The sequence below is a fragment of the Yoonia sp. MH D7 genome (assembly GCF_054439475.1).
This window is the reverse complement of the sequence record NZ_JBTJCF010000001.1, coordinates 1,811,574-1,837,178: the sequence shown is the minus strand read 5'-3', so window position 1 is coordinate 1,837,178 and position 25,605 is coordinate 1,811,574. Positions and strand designations below refer to the sequence as shown.

At 57.1% G+C, this 25,605-nt stretch carries 24 protein-coding genes and 1 pseudogene; 10 read left to right on the top strand and 15 right to left on the bottom strand.

Annotated features, from left to right (window positions below; genetic code table 11):
- Nucleotides 1–20 precede the first annotated feature (20 nt).
- Nucleotides 21–521: a GNAT family N-acetyltransferase gene (locus ACXLHR_RS08975; RefSeq protein ID WP_458792512.1), complete on the top strand. Its 501-nt coding sequence runs from the start codon at nt 21–23 to the stop codon at nt 519–521.
- 197 nt (nt 522–718) lie between these two features.
- Nucleotides 719–1,492, top strand: coding sequence for an EcsC family protein (locus ACXLHR_RS08970; RefSeq protein WP_458791120.1), 774 nt, complete (start codon nt 719–721; stop codon nt 1,490–1,492).
- A gap of 150 nt (nt 1,493–1,642) precedes the next feature.
- Here ACXLHR_RS08970 and ptsP read toward each other — a convergent pair whose 3' ends face one another.
- The 4 genes from ptsP to ACXLHR_RS08950 form a co-directional block, all read right to left on the bottom strand.
- On the bottom strand, nt 1,643–3,883 hold the full coding sequence (gene ptsP / locus ACXLHR_RS08965) for a phosphoenolpyruvate--protein phosphotransferase (RefSeq protein WP_458791119.1): 2,241 nt from the start codon (nt 3,881–3,883) through the stop codon (nt 1,643–1,645).
- Nucleotides 3,884–3,996: 113 nt separating this feature from the next.
- A complete protein-coding gene (locus tag ACXLHR_RS08960; protein ID WP_458791118.1) occupies nt 3,997–5,232 on the bottom strand; it encodes an aspartate kinase in 1,236 nt (411 codons plus the stop codon).
- 70 nt (nt 5,233–5,302) lie between these two features.
- Nucleotides 5,303–5,686, bottom strand: coding sequence for a DUF1178 family protein (locus ACXLHR_RS08955; RefSeq protein ID WP_458791117.1), 384 nt, complete (start codon nt 5,684–5,686; stop codon nt 5,303–5,305).
- 18 nt (nt 5,687–5,704) lie between these two features.
- Entirely contained in the window at nt 5,705–6,190 is a 486-nt protein-coding gene (locus ACXLHR_RS08950; protein ID WP_458791116.1) for an NUDIX hydrolase, read from the bottom strand.
- A 33-nt stretch (nt 6,191–6,223) separates the two neighbouring features.
- Here ACXLHR_RS08950 and ACXLHR_RS08945 point away from each other — a divergent pair.
- The 4 genes and pseudogenes from ACXLHR_RS08945 to modC all read left to right on the top strand — a co-directional run bounded on the left by ACXLHR_RS08945 (nt 6,224) and on the right by modC (nt 9,781).
- Nucleotides 6,224–7,371 (top strand): annotated as a pseudogene (locus ACXLHR_RS08945) (acetoin utilization protein AcuC).
- Nucleotides 7,372–7,374: 3 nt separating this feature from the next.
- Entirely contained in the window at nt 7,375–8,079 is a 705-nt protein-coding gene (gene modA / locus ACXLHR_RS08940; RefSeq protein ID WP_458791115.1) for a molybdate ABC transporter substrate-binding protein, read from the top strand.
- A complete protein-coding gene (gene modB, locus ACXLHR_RS08935; RefSeq protein ID WP_458791114.1) occupies nt 8,079–8,741 on the top strand; it encodes a molybdate ABC transporter permease subunit in 663 nt (220 codons plus the stop codon). Before modA ends, modB begins: the two co-directional genes overlap by 1 nt.
- Nucleotides 8,738–9,781 carry a molybdenum ABC transporter ATP-binding protein gene (modC, locus tag ACXLHR_RS08930; protein ID WP_458792511.1) on the top strand — a complete coding sequence of 348 codons (1,044 nt, stop codon included), beginning with the start codon at nt 8,738–8,740 and terminating at the stop codon, nt 9,779–9,781. The genes modB and modC overlap by 4 nt, the downstream gene beginning before the upstream one ends.
- Here modC and ACXLHR_RS08925 read toward each other — a convergent pair.
- From ACXLHR_RS08925 to neuC, 3 genes are read right to left on the bottom strand one after another with little or no spacing between them, the layout of a single operon-like run.
- Nucleotides 9,778–11,064, bottom strand: coding sequence for a 3-deoxy-D-manno-octulosonic acid transferase (locus ACXLHR_RS08925; RefSeq protein ID WP_458791113.1), 1,287 nt, complete (start codon nt 11,062–11,064; stop codon nt 9,778–9,780). The two genes, modC and ACXLHR_RS08925, sit on opposite strands and share 4 nt — an antisense overlap.
- Nucleotides 11,061–12,299, bottom strand: a complete 1,239-nt coding sequence (locus tag ACXLHR_RS08920; protein WP_458791112.1) for a 3-deoxy-D-manno-octulosonic acid transferase — start codon at nt 12,297–12,299, stop codon at nt 11,061–11,063. The genes ACXLHR_RS08925 and ACXLHR_RS08920 overlap by 4 nt, the downstream gene beginning before the upstream one ends.
- On the bottom strand, nt 12,286–13,407 hold the full coding sequence (gene neuC / locus ACXLHR_RS08915; protein ID WP_458791111.1) for a UDP-N-acetylglucosamine 2-epimerase: 1,122 nt from the start codon (nt 13,405–13,407) through the stop codon (nt 12,286–12,288). The genes ACXLHR_RS08920 and neuC overlap by 14 nt, the downstream gene beginning before the upstream one ends.
- Before the next feature lie 66 nt (nt 13,408–13,473).
- On the opposite strand from neuC, the gene ACXLHR_RS08910 reads away from it, so the two are divergent.
- Entirely contained in the window at nt 13,474–14,448 is a 975-nt protein-coding gene (locus ACXLHR_RS08910) for a glycosyltransferase family 8 protein (protein ID WP_458791110.1), read from the top strand.
- Nucleotides 14,449–14,464: 16 nt separating this feature from the next.
- Here ACXLHR_RS08910 and ACXLHR_RS08905 read toward each other — a convergent pair whose 3' ends face one another.
- Both ACXLHR_RS08905 and ACXLHR_RS08900 read right to left on the bottom strand, forming a co-directional pair.
- Entirely contained in the window at nt 14,465–15,241 is a 777-nt protein-coding gene (locus ACXLHR_RS08905; protein ID WP_458791109.1) for a glycosyltransferase family 25 protein, read from the bottom strand.
- Nucleotides 15,238–16,266: an N-acetylneuraminate synthase family protein gene (locus tag ACXLHR_RS08900; RefSeq protein ID WP_458791108.1), complete on the bottom strand. Its 1,029-nt coding sequence runs from the start codon at nt 16,264–16,266 to the stop codon at nt 15,238–15,240. The genes ACXLHR_RS08905 and ACXLHR_RS08900 overlap by 4 nt, the downstream gene beginning before the upstream one ends.
- Nucleotides 16,267–16,351: 85 nt before the next feature.
- Between ACXLHR_RS08900 and ACXLHR_RS08895 the strand changes: the two genes are divergently transcribed.
- On the top strand, nt 16,352–17,011 hold the full coding sequence (locus ACXLHR_RS08895) for a phosphatase domain-containing protein (RefSeq protein WP_458791107.1): 660 nt from the start codon (nt 16,352–16,354) through the stop codon (nt 17,009–17,011).
- Here the strand turns inward: ACXLHR_RS08895 and ACXLHR_RS08890 are convergent.
- The 4 genes from ACXLHR_RS08890 to ACXLHR_RS08875 all read right to left on the bottom strand — a co-directional run bounded on the left by ACXLHR_RS08890 (nt 17,008) and on the right by ACXLHR_RS08875 (nt 21,854).
- Nucleotides 17,008–17,712, bottom strand: a complete 705-nt coding sequence (locus tag ACXLHR_RS08890) for an acylneuraminate cytidylyltransferase family protein (RefSeq protein WP_458791106.1) — start codon at nt 17,710–17,712, stop codon at nt 17,008–17,010. The two genes, ACXLHR_RS08895 and ACXLHR_RS08890, sit on opposite strands and share 4 nt — an antisense overlap.
- A gap of 60 nt (nt 17,713–17,772) precedes the next feature.
- On the bottom strand, nt 17,773–18,204 hold the full coding sequence (locus ACXLHR_RS08885; RefSeq protein ID WP_458791105.1) for a universal stress protein: 432 nt from the start codon (nt 18,202–18,204) through the stop codon (nt 17,773–17,775).
- Nucleotides 18,201–20,807 (bottom strand): TRAP transporter permease, encoded by a 2,607-nt coding sequence (locus ACXLHR_RS08880; RefSeq protein ID WP_458792510.1) that lies wholly within the window; start codon nt 20,805–20,807, stop codon nt 18,201–18,203. Before ACXLHR_RS08880 ends, ACXLHR_RS08885 begins: the two co-directional genes overlap by 4 nt.
- A 78-nt stretch (nt 20,808–20,885) precedes the next feature.
- Nucleotides 20,886–21,854 (bottom strand): TAXI family TRAP transporter solute-binding subunit, encoded by a 969-nt coding sequence (locus ACXLHR_RS08875; protein ID WP_458791104.1) that lies wholly within the window; start codon nt 21,852–21,854, stop codon nt 20,886–20,888.
- Between the two features lie 217 nt (nt 21,855–22,071).
- Here ACXLHR_RS08875 and ACXLHR_RS08870 point away from each other — a divergent pair, with 217 nt between their 5' ends.
- Nucleotides 22,072–23,391 carry an aspartate aminotransferase family protein gene (locus ACXLHR_RS08870; RefSeq protein ID WP_458791103.1) on the top strand — a complete coding sequence of 440 codons (1,320 nt, stop codon included), beginning with the start codon at nt 22,072–22,074 and terminating at the stop codon, nt 23,389–23,391.
- A 2-nt stretch (nt 23,392–23,393) separates the two neighbouring features.
- Nucleotides 23,394–24,152 carry a beta-keto acid cleavage family enzyme gene (locus tag ACXLHR_RS08865; RefSeq protein WP_458791102.1) on the top strand — a complete coding sequence of 253 codons (759 nt, stop codon included), beginning with the start codon at nt 23,394–23,396 and terminating at the stop codon, nt 24,150–24,152.
- A gap of 6 nt (nt 24,153–24,158) precedes the next feature.
- On the opposite strand, the gene ACXLHR_RS08860 is transcribed toward ACXLHR_RS08865, so the two are convergent.
- Together ACXLHR_RS08860 and ACXLHR_RS08855 are read right to left on the bottom strand one after the other, a co-directional pair.
- A complete protein-coding gene (locus ACXLHR_RS08860) occupies nt 24,159–24,908 on the bottom strand; it encodes a glycosyltransferase family 2 protein (RefSeq protein ID WP_458791101.1) in 750 nt (249 codons plus the stop codon).
- Nucleotides 24,898–25,452, bottom strand: coding sequence for a WcaF family extracellular polysaccharide biosynthesis acetyltransferase (locus ACXLHR_RS08855; RefSeq protein WP_458791100.1), 555 nt, complete (start codon nt 25,450–25,452; stop codon nt 24,898–24,900). Before ACXLHR_RS08855 ends, ACXLHR_RS08860 begins: the two co-directional genes overlap by 11 nt.
- Nucleotides 25,453–25,605: the final 153 nt, after the last annotated feature.

The following is a 25,605-nucleotide window of genomic DNA, read 5'->3' as shown; positions in this document are numbered from 1 at the left end:
ATGACCAGAGTTGAGTGCATATGACGGCAGAAGCGATAACTTTGACCCCCGAGATCAAGGATGATTGGTGGGAGGTTGAGGCAATTTACGATTTGTGTTTTGCACCGGGTCGCGGGGCACTTTCGTCTTATCGGTTGCGCGATGATGTGCCGCCGATTGCGCCGCTGTGTTTCACGGCGCGTGACGGTCTAGGGGTCCTGGCTGGTGCAATCAGATATTGGCCTGTGCGTGTCGGCGGGCATGATGTGGCGTTATTGGGTCCCGTCGCTGTGCACCCGACGCGGCAAGGTGAAGGATTGGCGGCGCTGTTGATGTATCGCAGTCTCGCGGCCGCGCGAAAGCAGGGGTGGGGCCGTGTGATGCTTGTGGGTGACCGCGCGTATTACAATCGCTACGGGTTTACCTGTTTGCAGGGTGTTGTGATGCCGCCTCCGACCAACCCGGACCGTGTGTTAGGCATTGCGTTGCGCGATGGGGCCTGGGACGGCGTTATGGGTGATGTTTGCAAGTGGGATACGTGACGCGTGGAGAAGGCTTTTTGCATTGTAATACCGCGTGTACGTGGACATCAGGTTTGGCCTGAGGGGCGATGACCGTTTGATGTCGTGAATTATGGTGTAAGTGGTGACATTCGATGGGCTTGCGTTGATTGCCGCCGAGTGCGCAAGTTTTTTAAGTATGGATTGAAAATGCGTTTGAGATTGCCCATGTTGCGTAAATGAGCTTTGAAATCATACCCACCGAGGAACTAACGGACGATGCCCGCGCGCAGATTACGGCGCTGGTTTTGCGTCAGCGTCGCGCCAATGGTGTGATGATGAAGGCGATCAATTTTGTTGGTGGGCAGGTTGAAGACGGGTTGAAGTTGCTGCCGGCTGGGACCCGCGATCAGATCGATAAGGTTGCAAGACGGGCGCTGACCGCCAGTTATACGGCCGCTGCGAAATCGCGGTCGCGCTATGTCGGGTCCGATAATACGCATCGTGCGATGAGTGTTTTGACGGGCGCGCTGGGCGGATTGGGCGGGTTGCCCACGGCGCTTGCAGAATTGCCATTTGCTACCACGGTAATTTTTCGCGCGGTGCAGGGCGTGGCAGAGCAGCATGGCGAGGACCCGAATGACGAGGCTGTGCGTTTGGAGTGTTTGGCGGTATTTGGCGCAGGTGGTCCGGGTTCGGACGATGACGGGGTGAATACGTCGTTTTTTGGTGCGCGCATTGGGCTAACCGGCGCGGCGGTGCATGGATTGTTGGGCAAGGTCGCGCCTCGATTCGCTGCTGTTTTGTCGCAAAAGCTGGCGTCGCAGGCCGTGCCGATATTGGGTGCGGCGGCGGGGGCTGGCACGAATTATGCCTTTACCGACTATTATGTGTCGATGGCACATGTGCATTTCGGGCTGCGAAAACTTGCTCGCGAACATGGTGAAACGCGTGTGTTGGACGTGTTTCATGCCGAGTTGGCGGCGAAAGCGTTGCCCAAGGCCAGTGCATAGGGCGAAACGCGCTATTTTCGCAGGGTGCTGCATATACCAATCGCAAGCAAGCGTCTTGAAATGAAAAAGCTTCCGATGCGGGCAAAGGACAAATCGGTCCTTTCATCAGCGCGAGACTGCCAGTTTAGAGCACCGTAACGCCGTTTTTGGTTAAACTTGATAGACCAGCCAGTCAGCGACGGCGCGTCTAACGGAGGCGTCGCCGTTGGCGATGGATTTGTCGATGATGTTGCGTACTTCGTTCAGATCAACGCGTCGTAGCAGGTGTTTGACAGGGCCAACCGAGGCGGGGCGCATGGAAAGTGTGCGAAAGCCGATGGCGGCAAAGCAGAGCGCCTCGATCGGGCGTCCTGCGTCTTCGCCGCAGAATGACAGCGGTGTGTCGAAGCGTTTGCAGCGTTCGACGATGCCTTGCAGGAACAGCAGGAAGGCGGGGTTGAGGGTGTCGTAGCGTTTGCGCACCCGTTCGTTTTCGCGGTCGGCGGCAAAGAAGAATTGTTTGAGATCGTTGCCGCCAACCGAGAGAAAGTCGACTTCGCTATAGAATGCGTCAGGCGCAAAGGCGAGCGACGGGGTTTCCAGCATTGCGCCGATGCGCAGGTCTGAGGGCAGCGGATTTTTCAGTTTGACCTCGCGTGCCAGTGCCTTGTCTATCTCGGCCTTGGCTTGGGTGAATTCGCCGTATTGTGCGATGAACGGGAACATGATCGAGAGCGGTCCGCCGTTGGCCGCACGCACCAGTGCTTGTAACTGCATCCGCAAAACGCCCGGTTTATCGAGACCCACGCGGATTGCGCGCCAGCCCATTGCGGGGTTAGGCTCGTCGTTCGCTTTCATATAGGGCAGCACTTTGTCAGAGCCGATGTCGAGCGTGCGGAAGGCCACGGGCTTGCCGTTTGCCGCATCCAGAACCCGCGTATAGAGCGCCGAAAGCTCGCCGCGCCGTGGCATTTTATTGCGCACGAGGAATTGTAATTCGGTCCGGAACAACCCCACGCCTTGCGCGCCAGAGCCCGCCAGTGACGGGAGGTCCGCCATGAGGCCGGCATTCATTTGCATCGAAATGGTTGTGCCGTCTTTGGTCATGGCGGGTAGGTCGCGGATCGATGCATAGCGTGCTTGCGCCGCGGTTTGCATAGCGATTTTGTCTTTAAACGCTTTTTGCACGTCGTCGTCGGGCCGCAGATGTGCAAAGCCTTGTTCGCCGTCGACCAGAATGGTGTCACCGTTGAGGGCTTCGCGGGTGATGCCTTTGGCGTTAATGACCAGCGGAATTGCCCAAGCGCGCGCGACGATGGTGGCGTGGCTGCCCACGGAGCCTTCTTCGAGCACGATGCCTTTGAGCGCTTTGCCGTATTCCAGCAGTTCGCCGGGGCCGATGTTGCGCGCTACTAGGATCGGGTTGTCGGGCATGTCGGCGGTATTTGCGCCTTGGCCTGTGAGGATGCGCAGAAGCCGGTTCGAGAGGTCGTCGAGGTCGGACAGGCGTTCACGCATATAGGCGTCGCCTGCTGCCGAGAGCCTTGTGCGCGCCAGAGATTGTTCTTTCTCAACAGCGGCTTCGGCGGAGAGGCCGTTTTCGACATCGTCCTCCATGCGTTTGAGCCATGAGCGCGAGTTGGCGAACATGCGGTAGGATTCAAAGACTTTTTTCTGTTCGGCGTCGGTGCTTGCGTTACCGGACAGCAGGTCGTCGAGCCCGACGCGCAGGGTCTCGACGCCCTCGCGCAGCCGCGCAAGTTCAACGTCGGGATCGTCGGAAATCGGGTTGGTGACAACGACGCGGGGCTCGTGCAGGAATACATTTCCCTCTGATGCACCCTCTTGCCCTATAGAGCCGCGGAACAGAACCGGCTGTGTGTGTCGCGCCATGAGCGCAGCCCCTTCGCCGACAAAGGCCCCCAGTTCGGTCATTTCGGCGATCACCATGGCGACCACCTCGAGGGCGTAGACCTCGTCGGCAGAGAATGTAAGCGCCGCTTTGGATTGCACCACAAGCACGCCGAGCGCGTCGCCCAAGCGTTGGATCGGGACGCCGCAGAACGACGAGTACCGTTCTTCGCCAGTTTCGGCCATATAGCGAAAACCGCGCGCATTAGGGGCGTCTGCGGTGTTGATCACGCGGCGCAAACGCGCGGTGCGCCCGACAAGTCCTTCGGAAAGGCGAAGCCGTGTTTGGTGTACCGCTTCGGGGTCGAGCCCTTGGGTAGCGCAGAGTTCAAGCGTGTCTGCGTCACGAAACAGGTAGATTGAGCAAACGTCGGCGCGCATCGAATCTGCGATAATTTCGACGACTTTGTTCAGCCGCGCTTGTCCTTCGCCGCTGACCGCAAGCGCGGTGCGCAGGCGGCCTAATAGTTTTCGGCTTTCTGAATCGACCCGTTCTGGCATGGCGCCCCCTATATAATGTTGTTTACGCCGCGCCGCCCCATAGGGGAAGGGCAATTTACAACTTTCAGGTGTCTGGCGTGGCCTAAGTCGACGTGGCGGCCACGCCAAGGGCGTCAGTTTTTGTCGAGATCAAAAGCGTCGTGCAGCGCTTGCACAGCGAGTTCCATGTATTTGCGGTCGATCAGCACGGAAACTTTGATTTCGGATGTGGTGATGATTTTGATGTTAATGTTTTCGTCGCGAAGTACGGCGAACATTTTCGCGGCGACCCCTGCGTGGCTGCGCATGCCGATGCCGACAATCGAGATTTTTGCGACGCCTTCGTCGGTGATCAGTTCGGCGTAGTTGATGTTATTGGCGGCTTTTGCGGCTTCCATCGCTTTTTGGGCACGCAGCACTTGGTCGACAGGGCAGGAAAATGTCATATCCGTGCGCCCGTCTTCCGAGATGTTCTGCACGATCATGTCGACGTTCACGCCTGAATCCGCCAGTGGGCCAAAGATCGCGGCAGCGATCCCAGGGCGGTCGGCCACGGACAGCAGTGTCATTTTTGCCTCGTCGCGGGAATAGGCCACACCGGCCACGGCTTTGGATTCCATGATTTCCTCCTCATAGCAGACCAGCGTGCCTGCTGTGTCCGATGGTTCTTCAAATGATGATAACACGCGCAGGCGTACTTTGAACCGCATCGCGAGTTCAACAGAGCGGGTTTGCAGAACTTTTGCGCCTAAGGACGCCAGTTCCAGCATTTCCTCATACGAAATTCTATCGAGCTTGCGTGCTTTGGATGTGATGCGCGGGTCGGTTGTGTAGACCCCGTCGACGTCTGTGTAGATGTCGCAACGCTCTGCTCCGAAGGCTGCGGCGAAAGCCACGGCAGTGGTGTCGGATCCGCCACGCCCGAGTGTCGTGATCCGCCCTTCTTCGCTAATGCCTTGGAATCCTGCGACGACAGCGACGCGCATTCCCTCGCCGAATTTGGAAATGATGTTAGCGCACGGGATCTCTTTGATACGCGCGGAGGAATGTGCAGATGTGGTTTTTACCGGCACTTGCCAGCCTTGCCAGCTGCGCGCGGGAATATCCATTTCTTGCAAGCGCAGCGCCATGAGGCCCGCCGTGACGTTTTCGCCAGAGGACACAACCGCGTCGTATTCGCGCGCATCGTAGAGCGGTGAGGTTTCCGAAACCCAGCCGACCATTTCATTGGTTTTGCCCGACATGGCAGAGACGATGACGATGACGTCATAGCCTTGGGCCACCTCATAAGCCACGCGTTTGGCGGCCCGTGCGATCCGGTCGAGATTGGCGACGGAGGTTCCGCCGAATTTCATCACAAGTATTGGCATGTCCGCGCCTTGTTGATTATTTCGCGGGTTTGTTATGATGGACAGTGCACATCTGCAAGGGCGGAAGGTGTTAATGCAGTTTTTTGGTTGGGATAAATGGCAAGGGCAGCACAGGAATGCCGTCTTTGATTAACGCGCGGGCCTCGGCGGCGGTCGCTTCGCCGTAGATCGGCTTTTGCGGCGTTGTGCCGCTATTCATTTCGCGCGCGCGAAGTGCGAATTTTGTGCCGACATATTCGGATTTGGTTTCGATTTCGTTTTTGAGTTTCTCAATCTCTGTCGGGCCGGATTTTGTCGCGACCGAGGGCGTCATCAGGGTTTTGCGGATCGTGTTTGATCCGCAGGTTGTGCATTCAACCATGCCTTTGGACAGCAGTGTGTCGCAGGCATCGTTGGATTTGAACCACGATGTAAAGCTATGGGTTTTGTCGCAGGAGAGGGTGAATTTAATCATATCTAGATAATTAGCGGGTTATGACGGTTGTGCAACATGCAAGCGTGTCGGGTCAAAGGTGGCCACGATTTGTCGCAGGCCTAATTCGTCCAGCAAGCTGGCCGCTTTCTTGGGGGACATCCACTTGCGGTCGCGTTGTTTTTTCTCGGGCCAGTCTTTGGCCGCGTTTGTGACATGAAGGGCGTAGACCATGACCATAACGGGGGTGACCCCATCGTCGAGCGGTTTGTCGTAGCTATAGGCGCCGATGCTATTGGGGTGCACGGTTCCGGTAAGCCCTGCTTCTTCTTGGGCTTCGACGGCGGCGGCGTCAGAGGGGGTGAGTTTGTGCATGGGCCAGCCGCGCGGCACGATCCAACGCCCTGATCCACGTGTTGTGACAAGACAGATTTGAAGCTTGTCGTCCTTGTAGCGGTAGCAAAGAGCGGCGAGTTGGGCGCGCACATCGGTTTTGCCACCGCTGCGCAGCTTTAGAGGGACTGGTTTTTTTGGTAGTTTAGGCATGGTAATTATCCGCAGGCGGGATAAATCCCTTTTATGTCCCTAAGCTTCCACGCCCCAGCCGCGCAGGCAACCCCGCGAATGATCGCATCCGAGATTTATCGTCATTCGCATTATGGCGATTGGCATCCTTTGCGGGTGCCGCGTGTGTCGACGGTGTTGGATTTGACCCGTGCTCTGGGGTGGTTGCCCCGTGCGCAATATGTAAATGCGCCGATGGCCAAGCCTGCGGCGCTAACGGGGTTTCATACAGCGGAGTATATTGCCGCGTTGGTGGCCGCAGAGCGCGCGCAGCAGGTTTCCGAAGCGGTGCGCCAGCGCCATGCCTTAGGCACGCCGTCAAATCCGGTGTTTTCCGAGATGTACCGCAGGCCCGCCACATCTGCGGGGGCTGCGTTGCTGGCGGGGGAATTGTTGTGCCGTGGCGGTGTGATCTATGCACCGGGGTGTGGCACACATCATGCCATGCCTGATCGCGCCAACGGGTTTTGTTTTCTGAATGATCCGGTGTTGGCGATCCAGTCGTTGCGTCGCAATGGTGCAGTGCGGATTGCCTATGTGGATATTGACGCACATCATTGTGACGGTGTGGCAGAAGGTTTTGCGCAAGATCCCGATACTTTGCTCGTGTCGGTTCATGAAAAAGATCGTTGGCCGCGCACAGGTGCGGTGACAGATGTGGGGGTCGGCAATATGTTGAATGTGCCGATGCCGCGCGGCTGTAATGATGACGAGTTTGCACTGGTGCGGGACGCTGTGATTTTGCCGGCGGTGCAGAGATTTAAGCCGGATGCGATTGTTTTGCAGTGTGGTGCCGACGCTGTTTAGAGGACCCCCAGTCGCGTATGGCCTTGTCGAATAACGCGCATTGGGCGGTTGTCGCGGCGTTGCGGACAATGTCGCCACGATATTTGGTGACGGGTGGCGGTGGTTACAATCCTTGGTCGGTGGGCCGTTTATGGGCGGGCGTTTGGGCCACGTTGAACGGCTGTGAAATACCTGACGTTTTGCCTGACGCGGCGCAGGATATTTTGCGGGCCTTGCGCTGGCAGGGGCCAATGGGTGAAAAGTTTGCAAAACCTCATTGGATCACGACTTTGCGTGACGCCCCGCGTAGGGGTGTGATATCGGATGAGGTCAGGGCCATAGTTGTGCAGGCGCGGGCGGTTTTAACAGAAGGTTAAATCATGAGATATGTATTTTCTGTGTGCTTGGCACTTGGTGCGGGCGCGGTTCAGGCCGAGCCTGTCGTTGTGTTCGCGGCGGCAAGTCTGAAAGAACCTGTTGACGCCTTGGCTGCCACGCTGGGCGATGTTGTTGTGTCATATGGGGGGAGTGGCGCGCTTGCTCGGCAGATCCAGAATGGTGCGCCAGCGGATGTCGTTTTGTTGGCAAATGCGGAATGGATGGACGTTTTGCCGATGGTGCAGGATGTCGCGGATTTCGCAAGTAACGCGCTGGTGTTGATCGGGCCTGCGGGGGCTGCGGATGTGGATTTTGCGGATTTACCAGCGGCGTTAGGCGCCGGGCGTTTGGCGATCGGGGCGACGGCGTCAGTACCTGCGGGAATTTACGGGCGTGAAGGATTCGAGAGTTTAGGTCTATGGGATGATCTGAGCGGACGCTTGGCCGAGGTGGATAATGTGCGCGCGGCGCTTGTGTTGGTGGCGCGCGGAGAGACGCCGTTTGGGGTGGTTTATGCAACGGATGCAGAGGCGTCAGAAAACGTGCGTGTTGTTGCCAGATTTCCCGCGCAGAGCCATGCGCCGATACGGTATATCGGAGGTGTTGTGACGCAAAACACTGGCGGACAAGCCTTTTGGGATGCGTTGCGCGGGCCACAGGGGCAGGCGATTTTGGCCGATTTCGGGTATTTGCCGGTGGGCAATTGATGTGGGACGCGGTTTTCTTGAGTTTGCGCGTGTCGGCGGTGGCGACGGTTTGTGCCTTGCCGTTGGCGATTTGGGTCGCGCATATTCTGGCACGGAAATCGTTTTACGGTCATGCGGTGTTGAACGGTTTGGTGCATTTGCCTCTCGTTTTGCCGCCTGTGGTCACCGGATATTTACTATTGGTGGTGTTTGGTAAGTCAGGTGTCGTCGGTGCGGCGTTGTTTGAGTGGTTCGGGATCACATTGGCGTTTCGCTGGACCGGGGCGGCGCTGGCTGCGGCAATTATGGGATTTCCGTTGATGGTGCGGGCGATCCGGTTGGGTTTCGAGGCGGTGGACGCAGGGTTGGAAGATGCGGCGCGCACACTGGGCGCGTCAGAGGTGCGGGTGCTACGCACCGTCACATTGCCCTTGGTCGCACCTGCGATTGTAGCGGGGGCCGTTCTTGGCTTTGCCAAGGCGCTTGGCGAGTTCGGGGCGACGATCACGTTTGTGGCCGCCATCCCCGGGCAGACCCAGACGATCCCGTCGGCGATTTACGGTTTGCTGCAGGTACCCGGACAGGAACGCGCGGTTGTGGTTTTGGTGGTGATTTCGGTTGCTTTGGCGATGGGGGCCTTGGTCGCGTCGGAATGGTTGGCGCGCAGGATGGCCGTGCGATGATTGCGGTGCGGGTTAAAAAGGTTTTGGCGGACTTCAGGCTCGACGTCGAGTTTGATGCGCCGGGTGGCGTGACTGCGGTTTTCGGCCGGTCAGGGTCAGGGAAGACGACGTTGATCAACGCGATTGCGGGGCTGGTTCAGCCGGACGCAGGCAGTATTGTGGTTAACGGCCGTGAGTTAATTGATGTGCCCGTCCATCAAAGGCGGCTGGGCTATGTTTTTCAGGAGGCACGGTTATTTCCGCACATGACGGTCGCGCAAAACCTTGTTTACGGCGGCGCGCATGATCGTGCGCGGTTGATTGATATGTTGGGACTAGGAGCATTGTTGGCGCGCTATCCTGCGGCGCTATCTGGCGGGGAAAAGCAGCGGGTCGCCTTGGGACGTGCTTTGATGAGCAATCCCGCGATGTTGTTGTTGGACGAACCGTTGGCCGCGCTCGATGCGCCGAGAAAGGCAGAGATCTTGCCGTATCTCGAGCGATTGCGTGACGAGGTCGAAGTGCCGATGATTTATGTCAGTCATGATATGTCCGAGGTCGCACGGCTGGCAAATACGATTGTGGTGTTGGATCAGGGCCGTGTTGTGCGTGCGGGTGCATTGGGTGATGTGCTGTCGCATCCGGCGTCGGTGCCGTTATTGGGCGCGCGCGATGCGGGCGCGGTTTTGCTAGCCACGGTTGTCGCACATGAAGACGAGGATGGATTGACGGTGCTGGAATTTGAAGGCGGGCGGTTGGTTTTGTCGGGACTGGTCGGGCGCGTGGGGCAGAATATTCGTGTGCGTATTCCGACCCAGGATGTGATTTTGGCGCGTGTTGCGCCGCAGCAGATTTCGGCGCGCAATGTGTTGCCCGTGACAGTGAGTGCTTTAGAAATTGGCGATGGATCGGGGGTTGCCGTCGGGTTGATGGCGGGCGAGACGCCGTTACTGGCGCGGATTACCAAGGCCAGTTTTCGAGAAATGGAGCTGGTCGTGGGCGCGCAAATTTTTGCGATTATCAAGGCGACAGTGGTGGCCCCTGAAATCGTGGCGCATTAATGTGGGTGCAGTGCGTCGATTGCCGCGAGTGTGCGCGCGACGCTGCCTGCATGTTCAGCATAGAATTGTGAGATTTGAGCGTCCGTGATCGCTGGCGGATTGATCACGGCTTGCCGCAGGTCGTCCGGCGTGGGTGTCATGGTGCAAACGCCGGCGGCTATCGCCTCGACGACGGGGTAGGTGATCGTCCAGATATGCGGGCCGACGATGACCGGTTTGCGCAATGCAAGCGGCTCGATGATGTTATGCGCGCCCTTAGGCACAAAGCCACCACCGACAATCGCGCGGTCGCATAGCCCGAGATAAAAGTACATTTCGCCCATACTATCACCGAGAAGCACATCGCAGTCGATTGCATCTCTGAGCGTCAGGTCGGAGGCGAGCGCGATTGAGCGGCGGGCGGTTTTCAACCCTGCTGCGTCAAGCATGTCCGAGACTTCGTCGAAGCGTTCGGGGGCGCGGGGAACATAGATGTAGAGTGGTTTTGGGGCAGATTTTATTAGGTTGATGTAGATCTCGTCTTCGCCTTCTACCACGCTTGTGAGGGTGATGACCTCGCGTCCGTTGCTTAGGGTCGGGCGTGCGATTCCGGCCGCGTCGAGGTGGGATTGCGGGATCGGTTGGTCAAAACGCAATTCGCCGGTGACGTGGATGTTTTGCAGCCCCGCCTCTGCAAGCCGCGATTTTTGGTCATATGATTTGACAAAGCCACCGGCAAAGCCTGCAAAAAGACGGGCGCGTAATTTGAGGCCGCGTTTGTCTTTTATAAAGCTTTTTACTGGATATTGGGCGTTACACATATACAGAGGGGTGCCGGATTTACGGGCCATTGTGATCATCATTGGCCAGACTTCTATTTCCATGACCAAACCCAGCCGTGGTCGGAACGCGCGTATGAAGCGGCGATAAGCAGCGCGGGTTTCAAACGGCACCCAGAGGGCTTGCAGGTGGCCCGCTGCGATTTCAGGGCCGAATTCGCGTAAGGCTTCGCGCCGCCCTGCGGGGGTAAAGTGTGTTGTGATGACGGTATCTCCGCGCGCGAGAAGGGCGCGGACGAGAGGCGTGGCGGAGCGCATTTCGCCAAGGCTGACAGCGTGGACCCAGACCGCGCCTTTGAGTGACGATGCGTAGTGGCCGAACCTTTCGCCGATATGTTCGGCGTAGAGCGGGTCGCGTTTGCCGCGTTTGCGCAGGTAAAGGTAGATGAGGGGGATGAGGATGATCCAGAGTGCTTCGTAGAGCCAAAGGGCCACGCGGAGGATTGGATCGGGCCAACGGATCATGGCAAGGCTTTCAATTGGAGCAGAGATTTCGCGAGCACAATGATCTCGGTGCGGGATTGGGCCGCAAGGTCGTTTGCGTTTTTTGTCAGTGCACCGCGATTTGCATGAAGCAGGGCGTCGGAGATGTCGGTCGAGGTGGCGACAAGAAGCGCGGCCCGATTGCGATCGAGCGCGCCGTAAGCCTCTGCAAAGTTGGCGGTGTTCGGGCCGTGCAGGATCGCGCAGCCGAGGCTGGCCGCTTCCCAAGGTGAGTGCCCTTGAGTGTCGTTGAAGGTGCCGCCAATCAGCGCCGTGTCGGCAAGCCGGTAGAATAAGCCCATTTCGCCGAGTGTATCAGCGATCCAAATGGGGCCGTCGGGGTGTTGGCCTGCGCTGCGTCGTGGCAGATTTTCGGGCAGCGGGGTATCGAGGTTGCGCGGCGCGATGATCAACAGTGCGGTCGGGTCTTGGGCGTGTAGTGATTTATGCGCGTCTATTGCGAGTGCAATTTCGGGTGCGTGTGCCGGTGCACAGATCCAGACGCGTCGGTTTTTGGTCGCGCGTTGAAGGGTTTTGAGGTCGCAAGGATCGCAGTCGAGCGGTGGGGCTGCTGACTTTAGGGCGTTATTCAGCGTGATTGGCGCAGAAGCACCGAGTTTTTTAAGATGTATTGCTGTTTCGTGGTCTTGGGCGCTTATCAAAGCCATGCGTTGAAACGCGGATGCATAGAGGGACTGCGCTTTGACGTGTCTGCCGTAGGAGGCTTTATTCATGCGCGCGTTGATGAGGGCTTGCGGGATGGCGCGCTGGTGAATGTCGTGGATAAGGCCCGGCCAGATATCTTGTTCCGCCCAGATCACCAGGTCAGGTTTCCAGTGATCAAGGAAGGCGGCAAAATAGGTGGGACTGTCAAGCGGCAGGAATTGATGTTGTGTGCGCGGCGGCATTTGCGACGCGATGCCACTGGCGGATGAGAGTGCGGTCGAGGTGATCAGGAAGTTTGCGGTGGGGTCGAGGTCGCTCATTGCGAGAACAAGACTGCGTAGCGAAAGTACTTCGCCCAAGCCTACGGCATGCAACCAGATCAACGGGCCGTCGGGACGCGCCGCCGAGGCACGGCCCAGTTTTTCGGTCCAACGGGTGGGGTGCTCCTTGCCCCTTGCAAGCCGTTTTTTCAAGAGCGGTTTGGCTACGAGCGGGATGACATGACGGGCGCAGAGGTAGAGCCGCAGCAACGCGGGTTTAGCCAGCGTCATGGAACGTCTTTTGCAGGCTGCCGGCCCAGAAGGCGGTGTCGCTGATGACATCTGCGAAGCGTTGCGCAGCACTGCCGCCGCCGAACCCGTCGTCGCGCGGATAGGACTTACCCCATTGGATGTCGAGAAAATCGCGAATTTTGGCAGTCTCTTTTGCATCGGCGAAAAAGACGGAAGGTGATTTTGCGCGGTTGGTTTGGCGAGACCCGATGTCGAGGGAGGGGAGGCCGATGAATGGGGCTTCGCGGACACCAGCCGACGAGTTACCTATCATGGCAGCGGCATTTTTCATCAGTTCCGAGAAATGTGCAAATCGCATGGAAGGCAGCACTCGAAAGCGGTCTTTTGGCAGAGCGTCTATAGCGGCAAAAATGTCTGTCGAGCCGGGGTCATTGTTGGGGGCGATGAGAACAAAGTTGCGTCCCGATGCCGTCATGGCGTCAAAAAGGGCGCGGGCTTGCGCACCCATTGTGTCGGATTCTGATGTGACGGGGTGGAAAATACAGATGCCAAATTCGCCGTCGGGCAGTGCGTAGCGTTGGCGCACCTCTGCGATGCTGACCCCGGAATTCTGGCTGTGAAAGTCGAGCTCGGGCGAGCCGATAGCGTGAATTTTAGCGGCGTCTTCACCCAGTGCCATGACCCGATTGGCGGCGTCTTGTGAAGAAACAAAATGGTGGCTGGCCAGTTTCGAATTACAATGACGGTAGATTTCATCAATGGTGCCAGACACTTCGCCGCCTTCGACATGGGCGCAGCGAATATAGTTTGTCGCGCAGACGAGCGCGCAGGCGAGGGCTTCGACGCGGTCGCCGTGAATCACAACCAGGTCTGGTTTGTGTTCAAAGACGAAATCCGAAAAGCCGGTCACGGTTTTGGCAAGGATCATGTCTTGTGGATCACCGGCGCGCTGGTTCAGGAATTCGTGCACAGTGACGCCTGCCGTCCGGTGGACTTCGAGTTTTGTCAGCCCGTAGCGGTCCAGCATGTGCATACCCGTCACGAAGAACAAAACGCTGAACCCCGCATCACGCGCAGCGATGGCGAGTGGTTCCATTTTGCCAAAGTCAGCACGGGTGCCGGTAACGAAGAGGATGGATTTACTCATGATTTACTCGCAGCCCTTACCGCCTTTTCTAAGTTCATATGCTATGGTAACGAAATACAAAACCCTTTGAGGTATATTGTGGAAATTTCTATCGTCGCGCAAAGCCGCTCTGCCCTGCACCGTAAGTCGGTCGTGTTATGTTGCGATGCGAAATACTTGCCCTATGCGGCACTGACTATTGATACATTGTTGCGCAGTAACCCGCGCCCTGACTTTGATATTTGTGTGGTTTCGTTGGATCCGCTGGTTCTGCCAGAGGTGCTACGTCGTGATGAGGTCCGGTTTTGCCAGATTGCGGTTGGCGATGTGTTTGACGGGCTGCGCACCACAGATCGGTTTTCGCTGGCGGCGTATGTACGGCTGGCGCTGCCTGCCGCGTTTGTCGAAGACTACGACCGGATTTTGTATCTGGATTGCGATATTATGGTTGTCGGCACGGCGATCTCTGAGGTTTTCGACATTGATTTGGGTGATGCGCCCATCGGTGCGGTGTCGGATAACATGAAGTGGAAATACCCGGGTAAGCCTACGCCAGATCAAGCAGGGCTGGGCGTGAACGGGCCCTATTTCAACTCTGGTGTGTTGTTGATCGATTGTCAGGCATTTCTGGCGCAGGGCGTTTTGGACGCGTGTTTGCGGGTCGCCGCTGAAAATAATCCCGAGAAAATTCATTTTGATCAAACGCTATTAAACTTGGCGTTAGTTGGAAACTGGGCTGGGTTACATCCCGTGTGGAATTGGCAATGGGCGGCCGTGCGCCCGATGTTGGAAGTCTACGTTGATGTTCAGATCTTGCATTTTGTAGGCATTGCAAAGCCGTGGTCTGCGCATGCGAAGGGGATGCCTTTGCGTTATCGCGCCTTGGCGTACAGATTTTTGAAGGCCCATTTTCCCGCGTTGGATGTGCCTTTGCCGACCCGCCAGTTTGACAAGTGGTCAGTGATTGCGACACTGGTGCATCACATCGGCAAGGTGCCTGTTTTTGCGCAGCTGATGGCGCATTATGGCAGTGATATTATGAGCGTGAAGCGGCCTAAGTAAGCGCCTGTTTCGTGTCTTAAGAGTTTTTTCGGTTTGCCCAGAAATGCCCGTTGCGCAGCAGCCATGCGCCGCGCCGAAAGTAGTTTGCTGCTTTGAGGCGGTAGTGCGGCAGGCGTTTTGTCCAATGCGCTTTTTTCACGTCGGCAAAGTTTGCGCCGGTGATAGAGCTTAGGTTGCCATCGTCGACGTGGCTAGAGAACGGTTCGAGACCAAACTGGCGGAAGTTGTGTTTGAAGAAACGATTGAGTTCGTGATCAAGTGCGCGCGTTTGTGGCCAGAGGTTGGGCAGAATGCGGCGTGCAACGTCTTTTTTGATAAGATAGGCGGCGTTTCCTGTGAAGGGACCGAGGTAGGCGTTGAGCGTGTAAGCCCCGAGTTTTTCTTGGGCAATTGGGATTTTTGCGCGAATGCAATTGAACCGGATCGTGTCCCACATGTCGCTTGCACCGAGTGCGATGTCCAAACTGGTAAGGAAGTCGTCGTGGAAAACCACGTCGTCTTCCAAGATCAGCGCGACGGTGTGATCAGAGGCGATGAATTGTTCCCAAACTGCAGTATGACTGGCAAAGACGCCCAGTTTCCCGGGGAGCAGGTTTGAGCCCATGTTGCGCTCATAAGCGGCTTTATCGGCGCGTTTCATCAGGTCGTCAGCGCAATCCTTGCCGTAGATCGCGTCAAAGCGCTGGAACGGTAGATCTAGTTTGGAAAGCTGTGTTTCCATCGCCGCGCGCCGTTCTTTGTCGCGGTCGAGGTTGATCATCCAAATGCCCAAATCTTTGCGCGACAGGCTCATGCGAGGTCGCTCCATTTGAGTTGTGTGTTGCGCGGCATATCGCGGTTCAGGGTTTTGCCTACGACCTTGTCGAATTCAAAGCCTGCGATTTCGCCGGAGCCGGGGCGGCGGGCCCAGATGTCGGCTTCTGTGATGACCGTGCCTGCAGTCAGGTCGCGGTCGGCGACGACGGATGAGCGTGCGAAGGCGTAGACACTGTCCTCGGATGGCGTGCGTTGTTTTGGATTATGCAGCGCTGTGTGGATTTCACGAGAGCGGTCGATGATGTGGCGCAATTCGGCCGGATCCATCGAATTGATGATGTCGGGGCCAATGCGGTAGCGCGTGTCGGTGTAGTGCCGTTCGAGAATGCAAGCGCCTAGCGCCACTGAGGCTAGCGCCATGTCGGGGCCGATGGAGTGGTCAGAAAAACCGACGACGGCATTCGGGAAGGCCGCTTTGAGATCAGTGACCCCTTGTAGGGATACGATTTCGGGCGGTGAGGGGTAGAGGTTGGTGCATTCCAGCAGCGCGTAGTCGATGCCTGCGTCGTCGAGGATTTTGACAGAGGCGCGGATGCTTTCGATGGTTTGCATGCCTGTGGACATGATGACCGGTTTACCCTTGCGCGCGATGTGGCGGATCAGGGGCAGGTTGTCGACTTCGCCCGAGCCGATTTTATAGGCGGCAACGTCGAGTGTTTCGAGAAAGTCGGCGGCGGCGCGCGAGAACGGGGTCGAGATCCAGATCATGCCGAGCGATTCAGTGTAGCGCTTGAGTTCGGTTTCGTCGTCGGCCCCGAGTGCGCAGCGCTGCATAACATCCCAGATCGATACGTCGGCGTTGGGCGGGAAAATTTGCTTGGCTTCCTCGGTCATCTCGTCTTCGATGATATGGGTTTGGTGTTTGATCATTTCGCAGCCGGACAGGGCGGCGAGACGCACCATTTCCTTGGCCACGTTCAGGTCGCCCCCGTGGTTGATCCCGATTTCTGCGATGACGAGAGGCGGATACGATGGTCCGATTTTGCGGCCTGCGATTTCCATGGGTGGCTCCTGTTTTGGCGTTGATTTGTTGTAGGCTGCACATGAGATAGTTGCAATGTGGGACCGCATCAGCCAAATGAATGTCATGACAAAACGTGATTACGATATTCAAACGCCAGATGGGCGAAGACGTGCGATGCGCCAGTTCGAATGGGCGGATCACGGGATTTTGCGGCATCGCTGGCATAACTTTGCGCAGTTTGCGGATGGGGCGTTTCGTTCCAACCACCCCACGACAGCGCGGTTCGAGGCCTATGCCGCGATGGGCATCAAGACGGTTCTGACGTTGCGCGGCGGTCAAAACCAGCCGCAGTATTTGTTTGAAGCCGAGACCTGTGCGCGATTGGGGCTGACATTGGAATGTGTGCAGATGGCTGCGCGCAAGGCCCCTGTGGCGGCAAGATTAGGCCAATTGTATGCGATGTTTGACCGGATCGAGCGCCCGTTTTTGATGCATTGCAAATCGGGCGCGGATCGCACGGGGCTGGCTGCGGCGTTGTATTTATTGGAATACGAGGGCGCGGATATTGCCACGGCCAAGGCGCAGTTGAGCTTTGATTTTATCCATATTCGACGCACGGCGACGGGAGTTCTGGACCATTTCTTAGATACTTACGAGGCGCGCTTCAACCAGACGGGTATTGGTGCGCGCGCGTGGATTGCGACGGAATATGACGCGGAGGCGTTAAAAGTCAGCTTTGCGGCAAAGCAAAAAGCGCTGCAACCTTGGCAGGGCTGGCGTTAGCGCAGCCCTGTTTCCAATTGTCGTCCCAGCAGGAATTCGATGATCTCCCAGTCGAGTGGGCTGTCGATGTCGAGACTGCGCGATTCAGGCACGAGGTAGGGGATGACGCGGCCCTCGAACAGGCTTTTCGCGGCGCGCAGGTAGTCGGGTTTAACCACATAGACGAGGCCGACGTGATCATAAACGATGGGCGCAGCCTGCCGTGATAGCACGTGGCCGGGCAGGGGTTTGGACACTTTCAGCGCGCCAGTCTCGTTGGTTTCTAACATGTTGAAATAGGGGTTTTTGCGCGAGATGCAGCAGGACATGACCATGTCGGGGCTTTGATCGTGGTAGAGGTCGAGTGCGCCTGTGATGTCTTGTGGCAGTCGCAGTGGCGAGGTGCAGTCGAGGTCGACAAAGCCGGTAGCAGGGCCGGTTTGTTTTTCGACCTGCGCCAAGGCATGTTGCCAAACCGCGAATTTGCCGGCGGTGTCTGTCGCGAGTTCCGCAGGACGCAGTCCGATATCAAGGCCCCCGCGTTTTAGCCCGTGTTCATACATTTCAGGGCTGTCGGTCGAGACCACGACCGCATCTATCTGCGCATGGTCCAGCAGTTGATCCAGTGACCAGTCAATCACATGTTTGCCGTGCATCATGCGAAAGTTTTTGTTTGGCACGCCTTTGCTGCCTGCGCGTGCGCCGATGTGTCCGATGATCATGGGAAGGGTCCTGTCGTTGGGTGAGGTCGGCGAAATCTATTGCCGACCTCGATATTTGATCTAGCGCACGACGTAAACAGAGCAGGTGGCGTGGCGCACAATACGCGCTGCATTCGGCCCCAAGAGATAGTCTTTGAAGTCGGCTTTATGGGCGCCGACAACGATCAGTCGCGCGCTTGATTTTTTCGCAACTTTCAACACTTCCTCGTAGGCGCGGCCAGACGAGATCAGGTGCCGCACTTTGAGGTTTTGTTCAGCGCCAAGTGCCGTTGTGACGATTTTGTTGAGCTGCACCTTCGCCTCTTTTAGCATTTGATCGTGGTGCGCTTTGTTAAAGAAGGTGCCGACCTGCGCCATGCCGTAGTCGGGCACAACGCCGATCACATCCAGCTGCGCGCCTTCCAGTTCCGCTAGTTTTGCGGCGGTTTGCAGGGTTTTGATGTCTTCGTTTCCGTTGCTCACGTCAACGGCACATAAAACGGCGTGGGTCATGCTGGCACTCCTGTCCGTGACATACGGCTGCGTTGTAGAAAGACGATGAACATTAAAAAGATCAGCGTCGGGATAAAGATCAGTTCTTTTGGTAACTGGTCCGCTGGTGCGCGCACGGTTGTGATTTGCACAGGCTCGTCGCCGTAGAAATCAAAGCCGCTGAGGGTTTCAGCGAAGGGCGAGCTGAACGATGGCTCGTCAAGTTGCCCTGCGTTGTCGCCGCCCATCAAGATCAGCCCCGTCGCGTCGAGCCGTGTGGTGGCGTCGCCTTCAACGACAGGTAGCACCAGCGAGGTCTCTTTGATGTCGCCCGTGTCGAAGTCGGGGCCAGAGACGCGGATCCGCAGGTCCTGACCAGGTTGCGCGTCGCCCAAGGCCTGGGTGAAGGCTGCGGGTTCCATGTCTTGGAACGGTGGCTGGATCCGGTCCATCACGAAATCGGGCCGGAACAGTGCAAAGGCGATCAGCACAAGTGCGACGCTTTCGTAGAGGCGGCTTTTGGTCAGAAACCAGCCCATTGTGCCTGCGGTGAACACAAGGATCGCGATGGAGGCGGTGATGAACACCAGTATCCCTTGCATCCATGTCACGTCGATCAGCAGCAGGTCAGTGTTGAAGATGAACACAAACGGCAGTGCGATTGTGCGCAAAGAGTAGAAGAACGCGATGAACCCTGTGCGGATGGCGTCGCCGCCAGAGACCGCAGCGGCGGCAAAGCTCGCAAGGCCCACAGGGGGTGTTACGTCGGCCATGATGCCAAAGTAGAACACAAACAAGTGGACCGCGATCAGTGGCACGATGAGGCCGGATTGCGCACCAAGTTCGACGACAACCCCTGCCATAAGTGACGAGACCACAATGTAATTGGCTGTTGTTGGCAGCCCCATGCCAAGCACAAGAGACAACAACCCGACAAGGACCAGCATAAGGATCAAGTTGCCGCCTGAGAGGAATTCGACCAGATCGGCCATAACCTGACCGACACCGGTGAGTGTCACGGTGCCCACGATCACGCCAGCGGTGGCCGTTGCCAAGCCGATGCCAATCATATTGCGCGCGCCGTCGATCAGCCCTTGGTTCAGGTCGCGTGCGCCTGCTTTAAAGGCATTGACCGTGTCGCTTTGTCCGCGAAAAAAGGCTTTGAGTGGTTTTTGGGTCAGCAAAATCACAAAGAGCAGGGTGGTGGCCCAGAACGCCGACAGGCCCGGCGATTTCTGTTCGATCATCAAGAAATAGACCAAAACCACAATCGGCAGCAGAAAATACAGGCCAGATTTGTAGATCTCACCCACGACCGGCAATTCGATTTCTTCGGCGTTGGGGTCGTCAGGTTCCAGATCAGGGACGCTGGACGCGAGCCACAGCAGGGCTGCGTAGGCGGCGAAGATCACAACCGACATGACGAGCGCGGAAGCATTCGGCACCAGTGACGTAATAAAGCGCACGGGGAATTGCACACCGTAGCACAGCCCCGCGAAGCCCGCAAAGAACAGCGCCATGCCGCCGATGGTTTTCCCCATCGAGACAACGCGGTTACCAAGGGTTGGCATATTGGACTTCACCGCTTCGAGGTGCACAATATAGACCAGCGCGATGTAGGATATTGTGGCGGGCAGGAAGGCGTGGGTGATGACCTCGACATAGGAAATGCCGACATATTCGACCATCAAGAAGGCCGCAGCCCCCATCACGGGCGGCATGATTTGACCGTTCACGGAAGACGCCACCTCGACGGCGCCCGCTTTTTCGGACGAGAACCCGACACGTTTCATCAGCGGAATAGTGAATGTACCGGTGGTAACCACGTTTGCGATTGACGAGCCCGATATCAGGCCTGTGGCCGCAGAGCCTACAACCGCAGCTTTTGCAGGGCCGCCTTTGAGGTGACCAAGTGCGCCGAAGGCCATTTTAATGAAATAGTTACCTGCGCCTGCTTTATCGAGCAGCGCGCCGAAAAGCACAAAGAGAAACACGAATTTTGTCGAAACACCCAACGCGATACCGAACACACCCTCGGACGTGATCCACATGTGGCTCATCGCTTTTTGCAGAGAAGCGCCTTTCCAGCGGATGACGTCGGGCACAATTTGAGAGGCGCCAAAGAACACGTAGCCAAGGAAAATGGTTGCGATAATCGCCATAGCCGGGCCAAGCGCACGGCGTGCGCCTTCGAACAGGATCACCAGACCGGCGAGCGCGAACCATTTGTCCACATTATCGGCAAGGCCACCGGCGGCGACGATTTTTTCGTAGAAAAAGTAACCGTACATGGCGACGAACGCGCCAAACAGGCCCAGTATCCAGTCGGCCATCGGGATATAACCGCGCGGGCTGGCCTTAAAGGCGGGGTAAGCCATAAAGGCAAGAAACACGGCAAACGCCAGATGGATCTGGCGCGAGTTATTGATCAGGTCGCTGGGCAGGATGTAATTTGACCACGGCGACGCTAGGATGACTTGAAACAGGGACCACACGACGGCCACCACGGCCAACATTGTTCCCACCACACCGTCGGGTGCGCGCGCACCAGCATCGGACGAGGCCACAAGATCTTGGAGTTCCTCCTCGGTCAGCGGGCGATTCTTTGACGAATTCTCGACCATGTGTTCCATCCCTGATTGTTTTTTATAGGTGGGGTGTCGGGGCCAAATACTGGCCCCGACGTTATGTTCGATAGCGGCTTATTCGATCAGGCCAGCTTCGCGGAAATACTTTGCCGCGCCATCGTGCAAAGGTGCAGACAGACCAGCGGTTGCCATTTCGGCAGGGTCAAGATCTGCAAAAGCGGGGTGCAATTTGCGGAAGTCTTCGATGTTTTCCATCACTGCCGACACAACCGCATACACCGCTTCGTCAGACACAGCAGCCGAGGCAACAAATGTTGCACCCACACCAAACGTCAAAACATCTTCGTCGTTGCCACGGTACATGCCGCCCGGGATTGTCGCCGTGCGGTAGAACGCATTGTCGGCAATCAGACCATCAACCACGTCACCGGACACTTCAACTAGCACGGAATCGCAGGCTGTTGTTGCTTCCTGAATGGAACCGGACGGGTGACCAACGGTGTAGACCATCGCATCGATCTGGTTGTCGCAAAGGGCTGCGGATTGCTCTGCGGCCTTGAGCTCTGTTGCCAGTGCAAAGTCGTCAGTTGTCCAGCCTTTAGCTTCCAATAGGACTTCCATCGTGCCGCGCTGACCGGAACCGGGGTTGCCGATATTGACGCGCTTTCCCTTTAGATCGTCGAATGTTGTGATGCCTGCGTCTGCACGGGCGACAACTGTGAAGGGTTCAGGGTGAACCGAAAATACGGCGCGCAGGTCTTCAAACGGGCCTGCTTCTTCGAACTGGGATGTGCCGTTGTAGGCGTGATACTGCCAGTCGGACTGGGCGACGCCAAACTCAAGCTCGCCCGCGCGAATTGTGTTAATGTTATAGACCGAGCCGCCTGTGGATTCGACCGAGCAGCGAATGCCATGCTCGGAACGGCCGCGGTTGACCAAACGGCAGATCGCGCCGCCGGTTGGGTAGTAAACGCCAGTGACGCCGCCTGTCCCGATTGTAATGAACTCTTCGGCCATTGCGGCAGGTGCGAGCATCGCGCCGAACGCGAATGCCGCGAAGGATAGTTTCATTTGCTTAGACATCAGTATCTCCTTTTTCGATGTGTTGTGCATGCGTTCCAGAGGCGCTCTGGAACGATGGCTCTATGCGCCAGGTGCTTGATTTTGCGTGACTTAGACGGTCGCATTCAAACCTCCCAGCCAACCAATTACCTTGTAAGGGTTCCACTCGATAGAATTCTTGTCAACATATGAATCAGATGTTTTAAGATCTGACATGTGCTGACCTGGAGTAAATTAGATGTCTCATATCTTTCCGCGCCATACCAAATCGCGTCCACCTGTCGTGAAAAGCGGGCAGGGTGTTTACCTTTATGATACTGATGGAAAACAGTATTTTGACGGTTCAGGCGGGGCTGCGGTGTCGTGTCTAGGACACGCAGACGCGGACGTCACGGCGGCGATCAAGGCGCAGTTGGATAAAGTCGCCTTTGCCCACACCAGTTTTTTCACGTCGGAACCGGCAGAGGCTTTGGCGGACAAATTGATTGCAAATGCGCCTGCCGGACTGGACCGCGTGTATCTGGTGTCGGGTGGATCAGAGGCGATGGAGGCCAGTTTGAAGCTGGCGCGCCAGTATTTTGTCGAGATTGGCCAACCGCAGCGCCGTCATGTGATTGCCCGCAAGCAAAGTTACCACGGCAATACATTGGGCGTGCTGGCGACAGGTGGTAATGCATGGCGTCGTGCGCCGTTTGCGCCGCTTTTGGTGGAAACCACCCATATTTCGCCGTGCTTTGAATTTCGCGGTAAGGTCGCGGAAGAGACCACAGTGGATTACGGATTGCGCGTTGCCAACGAGTTGGAAACCGAGATTTTGCGTCTGGGCGAAGATGCGGTCATTGCATTTGTGGCGGAGCCGGTTGTGGGGGCAACGGCGGGCGCTGTGCCTGCCGTCGAAGGCTATTTCAAACGCATCCGCGAGATTTGTGACCAATACGGTGTGCTGCTGATTCTGGACGAGGTGATGTGTGGTATGGGCCGCACGGGCACCTTGTTTGCCAGTGAACAGGAAGGTATTTCACCCGATATTGCCGCAGTCGCCAAAGGGCTAGGGGCGGGATACCAACCCGTTGGCGCGATGTTATGCACGGCGCAGATTTACGCGGCGATTGAAAACGGCAGCGGATTTTTCCAACACGGTCACACCTATGTCGGGCATCCCACAGCGAGTGCGGCGGCACTGGCAGTGCTGACGAAACTGACGGATGGTGGCTTGGTTGATCGCTGCGCGGTGTTGGGCGCGCAGTTGCAAGAGGCATTGGTCGCGGCATTCGGGCAGCATCCCCATGTTGGCGATATTCGCGGGCGCGGGCTGTTTCGCGGCATCGAGATTGTGCAGGACCGCGCAACAAATGCGCCGTTCGATCCTGGTCGCGGCATTCATAAGCAGTTGAAAGCCAGGACGTTTGAGGCCGGGCTGATTTGTTACCCGATGGGCGGCACGATTGACGGGGTGAATGGCGATCATATTCTGCTGGCCCCGCCGTTTATTATGGACGAGAGCCATATCGACGAGATTGTCGGCAAGCTTGATATCGCGATGCGAGCGGTATTTTGACGATGTTGCCGCGCCTGATGGTCGCCCCGAATGGCGCGCGTAAAAGCAAGGCGGACCATCCAAACTTTCCGATGTCTCTGGATGAAATAGTCGCAGAGGCTAAGGCGTGTTTTGCGGCGGGTGCCGACGGTCTGCATTTGCATGTACGCGATAACGAAGGGCGGCACAGTCTGGATGCGGGGCGTTACCGCGCGGCATTGGATGCGTTGCGCGACGTGGTGCCGGAAATGACGTTGCAAATCACCACAGAGGCGGTGGGCATGTATCGCCCTGACGCGCAGCGTAGCGTTGTGCGTGATGTCAGCCCTGATGCCGTGTCAATTTCTCTGTCCGAGATTTGTGCGGACGGGGCAGAGCAAGAGGCGCTGCGCTTGTTTGACGAATGTGCAGAGCGGGGCACTGCCGTGCAGCATATTTTATATGGCGCCGAAGATTTAGCATTGATGGACGGGTTTTTGCAGGCGCGGCAGATCAAGCCAGAGGGGCTGCAACTGTTGTTTGTATTGGGCCGCTATGCGCAGGACCAGCAAAGTGTGCCTGCGGATCTGGACCCGTTTGTGGCGTGGCAGGCGGCAAAGTGTCCGCAAGCGGATTGGGCTATCTGTGCTTTTGGATTGGCCGAAACGACCTGCTTGCGCGCCGCACATGCGCTGGGCGGAAAGATCCGCGTCGGGTTTGAAAATTCGTTCTGGAATGAAGATGGCAGTCTTGCGCAGTCCAATGCTGAACGCTGTGCCGGGGTGCGCCGATTTTGGGCCTGAAGTCATCTATGATCTGACAATGAACTGGCTGACTTTACGCAGGTTTTTGTGCATAAGTGTGGTGATCCCGCCAAGGTTATTGCTGCGCAATGCGCGGTAATCTTCGCGGCTTTTTTGCACGAGGCGCCCAAGCGAGCGGTTGCTTTCGCCGCCAGTGCGCATTTTGACCATGACTTGAGGGATATATGCGAGGTTGATTTGCCCTACGTGTAGCCAGCGCAGCATGGCGTCATAGTCGGCGGCAATTTGAAATCCTGTGTCGTAGCCGCCAGATTTCTCAAAAACCGCGCGCCGCAAATTTAGCGTGGGATGCGGCGGCATCCAGCCTCGTTTAAGGGCCGCGCGAGACATTTCCCCCGCGTGCCAATGCCTGACTACGCGGCGGATGTCGGTTGCTGCAACGTAATCAAGATCACCGTAAACGCCGTCGATATCAGGGTCGGTGAACGCAGACGCAACTTGGGCCAGCACTGTGTCATGTGCAAAGAAATCGTCGGAATGCATCAGGCCGATAATATCGCCCGTCGCCCGTGCAATGCCCTTGTTGATCGCGTCGTAGATACCTGTGTCCGGGCCACTGTCTAGGTGGGTGTTCGGTTTTGCTACCGCGGCGATGATCGTAAGGGTGCCATCAGTCGAGCCGCCATCTTGGATGATATGTTCAACGGGTGAATGGGTCTGGGCCTGCACGCTTTGGACCGCGTGTTTGATCGTGGCCTGCCGGTTATAAACGGCGGTGATGACGCTAATTTTCATGGGTTTTAGCCAGTATGCGTGTTTTGATCGCCCGCAGTGGCGTACCTGCATAGATCGTCCAAGAGTCCAGTTTGCCGCGTGCAAGGCCGCCCATCTGGATGACTGTCCCCGCGCCAATCGTGGTGTCGGGCGCGATTTTGACCTGTGCGCCGATCCATGCGCTGTCACCGATCGTGACCGGTTTCACGATCAGATTGAATGTCGGGCTGGTCCAATCGTGGCTGCCTGTGCACAAATATGCGCCTTGCGAGATACAACAATGCGCGCCGATGGTGACGGGGGCAAGGTTGTCGATCCAAACCGCTTCGCCGATCCACGCATGGTCGCCGATGATCTGCTTCCAAGGAAATTTGATGATCACGCGGGGCTTGATCACCACCCCTTTGCCAATTTGTGCGCCAAATATGCGCAGCAGTGCGATCCGCCATGCGCTGCCCGGAACCCAGCTTGCCACCGCCATGCCGCCAAGAATGATCCACGCCAGCTCTGTCAACTTTGATGCGCCGCGCGAAAATTCGGGGTTGGTGTAGCTATCAAGTTTCATCCGCGGCCCTTTGTGTTGATAAAATGCACAAAATCAGGGGCGTGTGTGTGACCTGCAACCCAAGCGTAAAGCTGTTTGTGCATGGCGGCGACAGTTTCCCATGTAAAGTCGCGCTGCACGATGGACCGTCCCTTGGCGCCCAGCTTTGCAAGG

Coding starts and splice junctions, on each gene's coding strand:
- ACXLHR_RS08885 (WP_458791105.1), bottom strand. CDS start 18,204: ATGACCCACGCCGTTTTATGTGCCGTTGACGTGAGCAACGGAAACGAA.
- ACXLHR_RS08955 (WP_458791117.1), bottom strand. CDS start 5,686: ATGATTAAATTCACCCTCTCCTGCGACAAAACCCATAGCTTTACATCG.
- ACXLHR_RS08905 (WP_458791109.1), bottom strand. CDS start 15,241: ATGAGCCTGTCGCGCAAAGATTTGGGCATTTGGATGATCAACCTCGAC.
- ACXLHR_RS08880 (WP_458792510.1), bottom strand. CDS start 20,807: ATGGTCGAGAATTCGTCAAAGAATCGCCCGCTGACCGAGGAGGAACTC.
- ACXLHR_RS08865 (WP_458791102.1), top strand. CDS start 23,394: ATGTTGCCGCGCCTGATGGTCGCCCCGAATGGCGCGCGTAAAAGCAAG.
- modB (WP_458791114.1), top strand. CDS start 8,079: ATGTGGGACGCGGTTTTCTTGAGTTTGCGCGTGTCGGCGGTGGCGACG.
- modC (WP_458792511.1), top strand. CDS start 8,738: ATGATTGCGGTGCGGGTTAAAAAGGTTTTGGCGGACTTCAGGCTCGAC.
- ACXLHR_RS08890 (WP_458791106.1), bottom strand. CDS start 17,712: ATGATCATCGGACACATCGGCGCACGCGCAGGCAGCAAAGGCGTGCCA.
- ACXLHR_RS08925 (WP_458791113.1), bottom strand. CDS start 11,064: ATGATCCGTTGGCCCGATCCAATCCTCCGCGTGGCCCTTTGGCTCTAC.
- ACXLHR_RS08855 (WP_458791100.1), bottom strand. CDS start 25,452: ATGAAACTTGATAGCTACACCAACCCCGAATTTTCGCGCGGCGCATCA.
- ACXLHR_RS08970 (WP_458791120.1), top strand. CDS start 719: ATGAGCTTTGAAATCATACCCACCGAGGAACTAACGGACGATGCCCGC.
- ACXLHR_RS08975 (WP_458792512.1), top strand. CDS start 21: ATGACGGCAGAAGCGATAACTTTGACCCCCGAGATCAAGGATGATTGG.
- ACXLHR_RS08870 (WP_458791103.1), top strand. CDS start 22,072: ATGTCTCATATCTTTCCGCGCCATACCAAATCGCGTCCACCTGTCGTG.
- ACXLHR_RS08860 (WP_458791101.1), bottom strand. CDS start 24,908: ATGAAAATTAGCGTCATCACCGCCGTTTATAACCGGCAGGCCACGATC.
- ACXLHR_RS08960 (WP_458791118.1), bottom strand. CDS start 5,232: ATGCCAATACTTGTGATGAAATTCGGCGGAACCTCCGTCGCCAATCTC.
- ACXLHR_RS08875 (WP_458791104.1), bottom strand. CDS start 21,854: ATGTCTAAGCAAATGAAACTATCCTTCGCGGCATTCGCGTTCGGCGCG.
- ACXLHR_RS08895 (WP_458791107.1), top strand. CDS start 16,352: ATGACAAAACGTGATTACGATATTCAAACGCCAGATGGGCGAAGACGT.
- modA (WP_458791115.1), top strand. CDS start 7,375: ATGAGATATGTATTTTCTGTGTGCTTGGCACTTGGTGCGGGCGCGGTT.
- ptsP (WP_458791119.1), bottom strand. CDS start 3,883: ATGCCAGAACGGGTCGATTCAGAAAGCCGAAAACTATTAGGCCGCCTG.
- ACXLHR_RS08900 (WP_458791108.1), bottom strand. CDS start 16,266: ATGGAAATCGCAGGCCGCAAAATCGGACCATCGTATCCGCCTCTCGTC.
- ACXLHR_RS08950 (WP_458791116.1), bottom strand. CDS start 6,190: ATGCCTAAACTACCAAAAAAACCAGTCCCTCTAAAGCTGCGCAGCGGT.
- neuC (WP_458791111.1), bottom strand. CDS start 13,407: ATGAGTAAATCCATCCTCTTCGTTACCGGCACCCGTGCTGACTTTGGC.
- ACXLHR_RS08920 (WP_458791112.1), bottom strand. CDS start 12,299: ATGACGCTGGCTAAACCCGCGTTGCTGCGGCTCTACCTCTGCGCCCGT.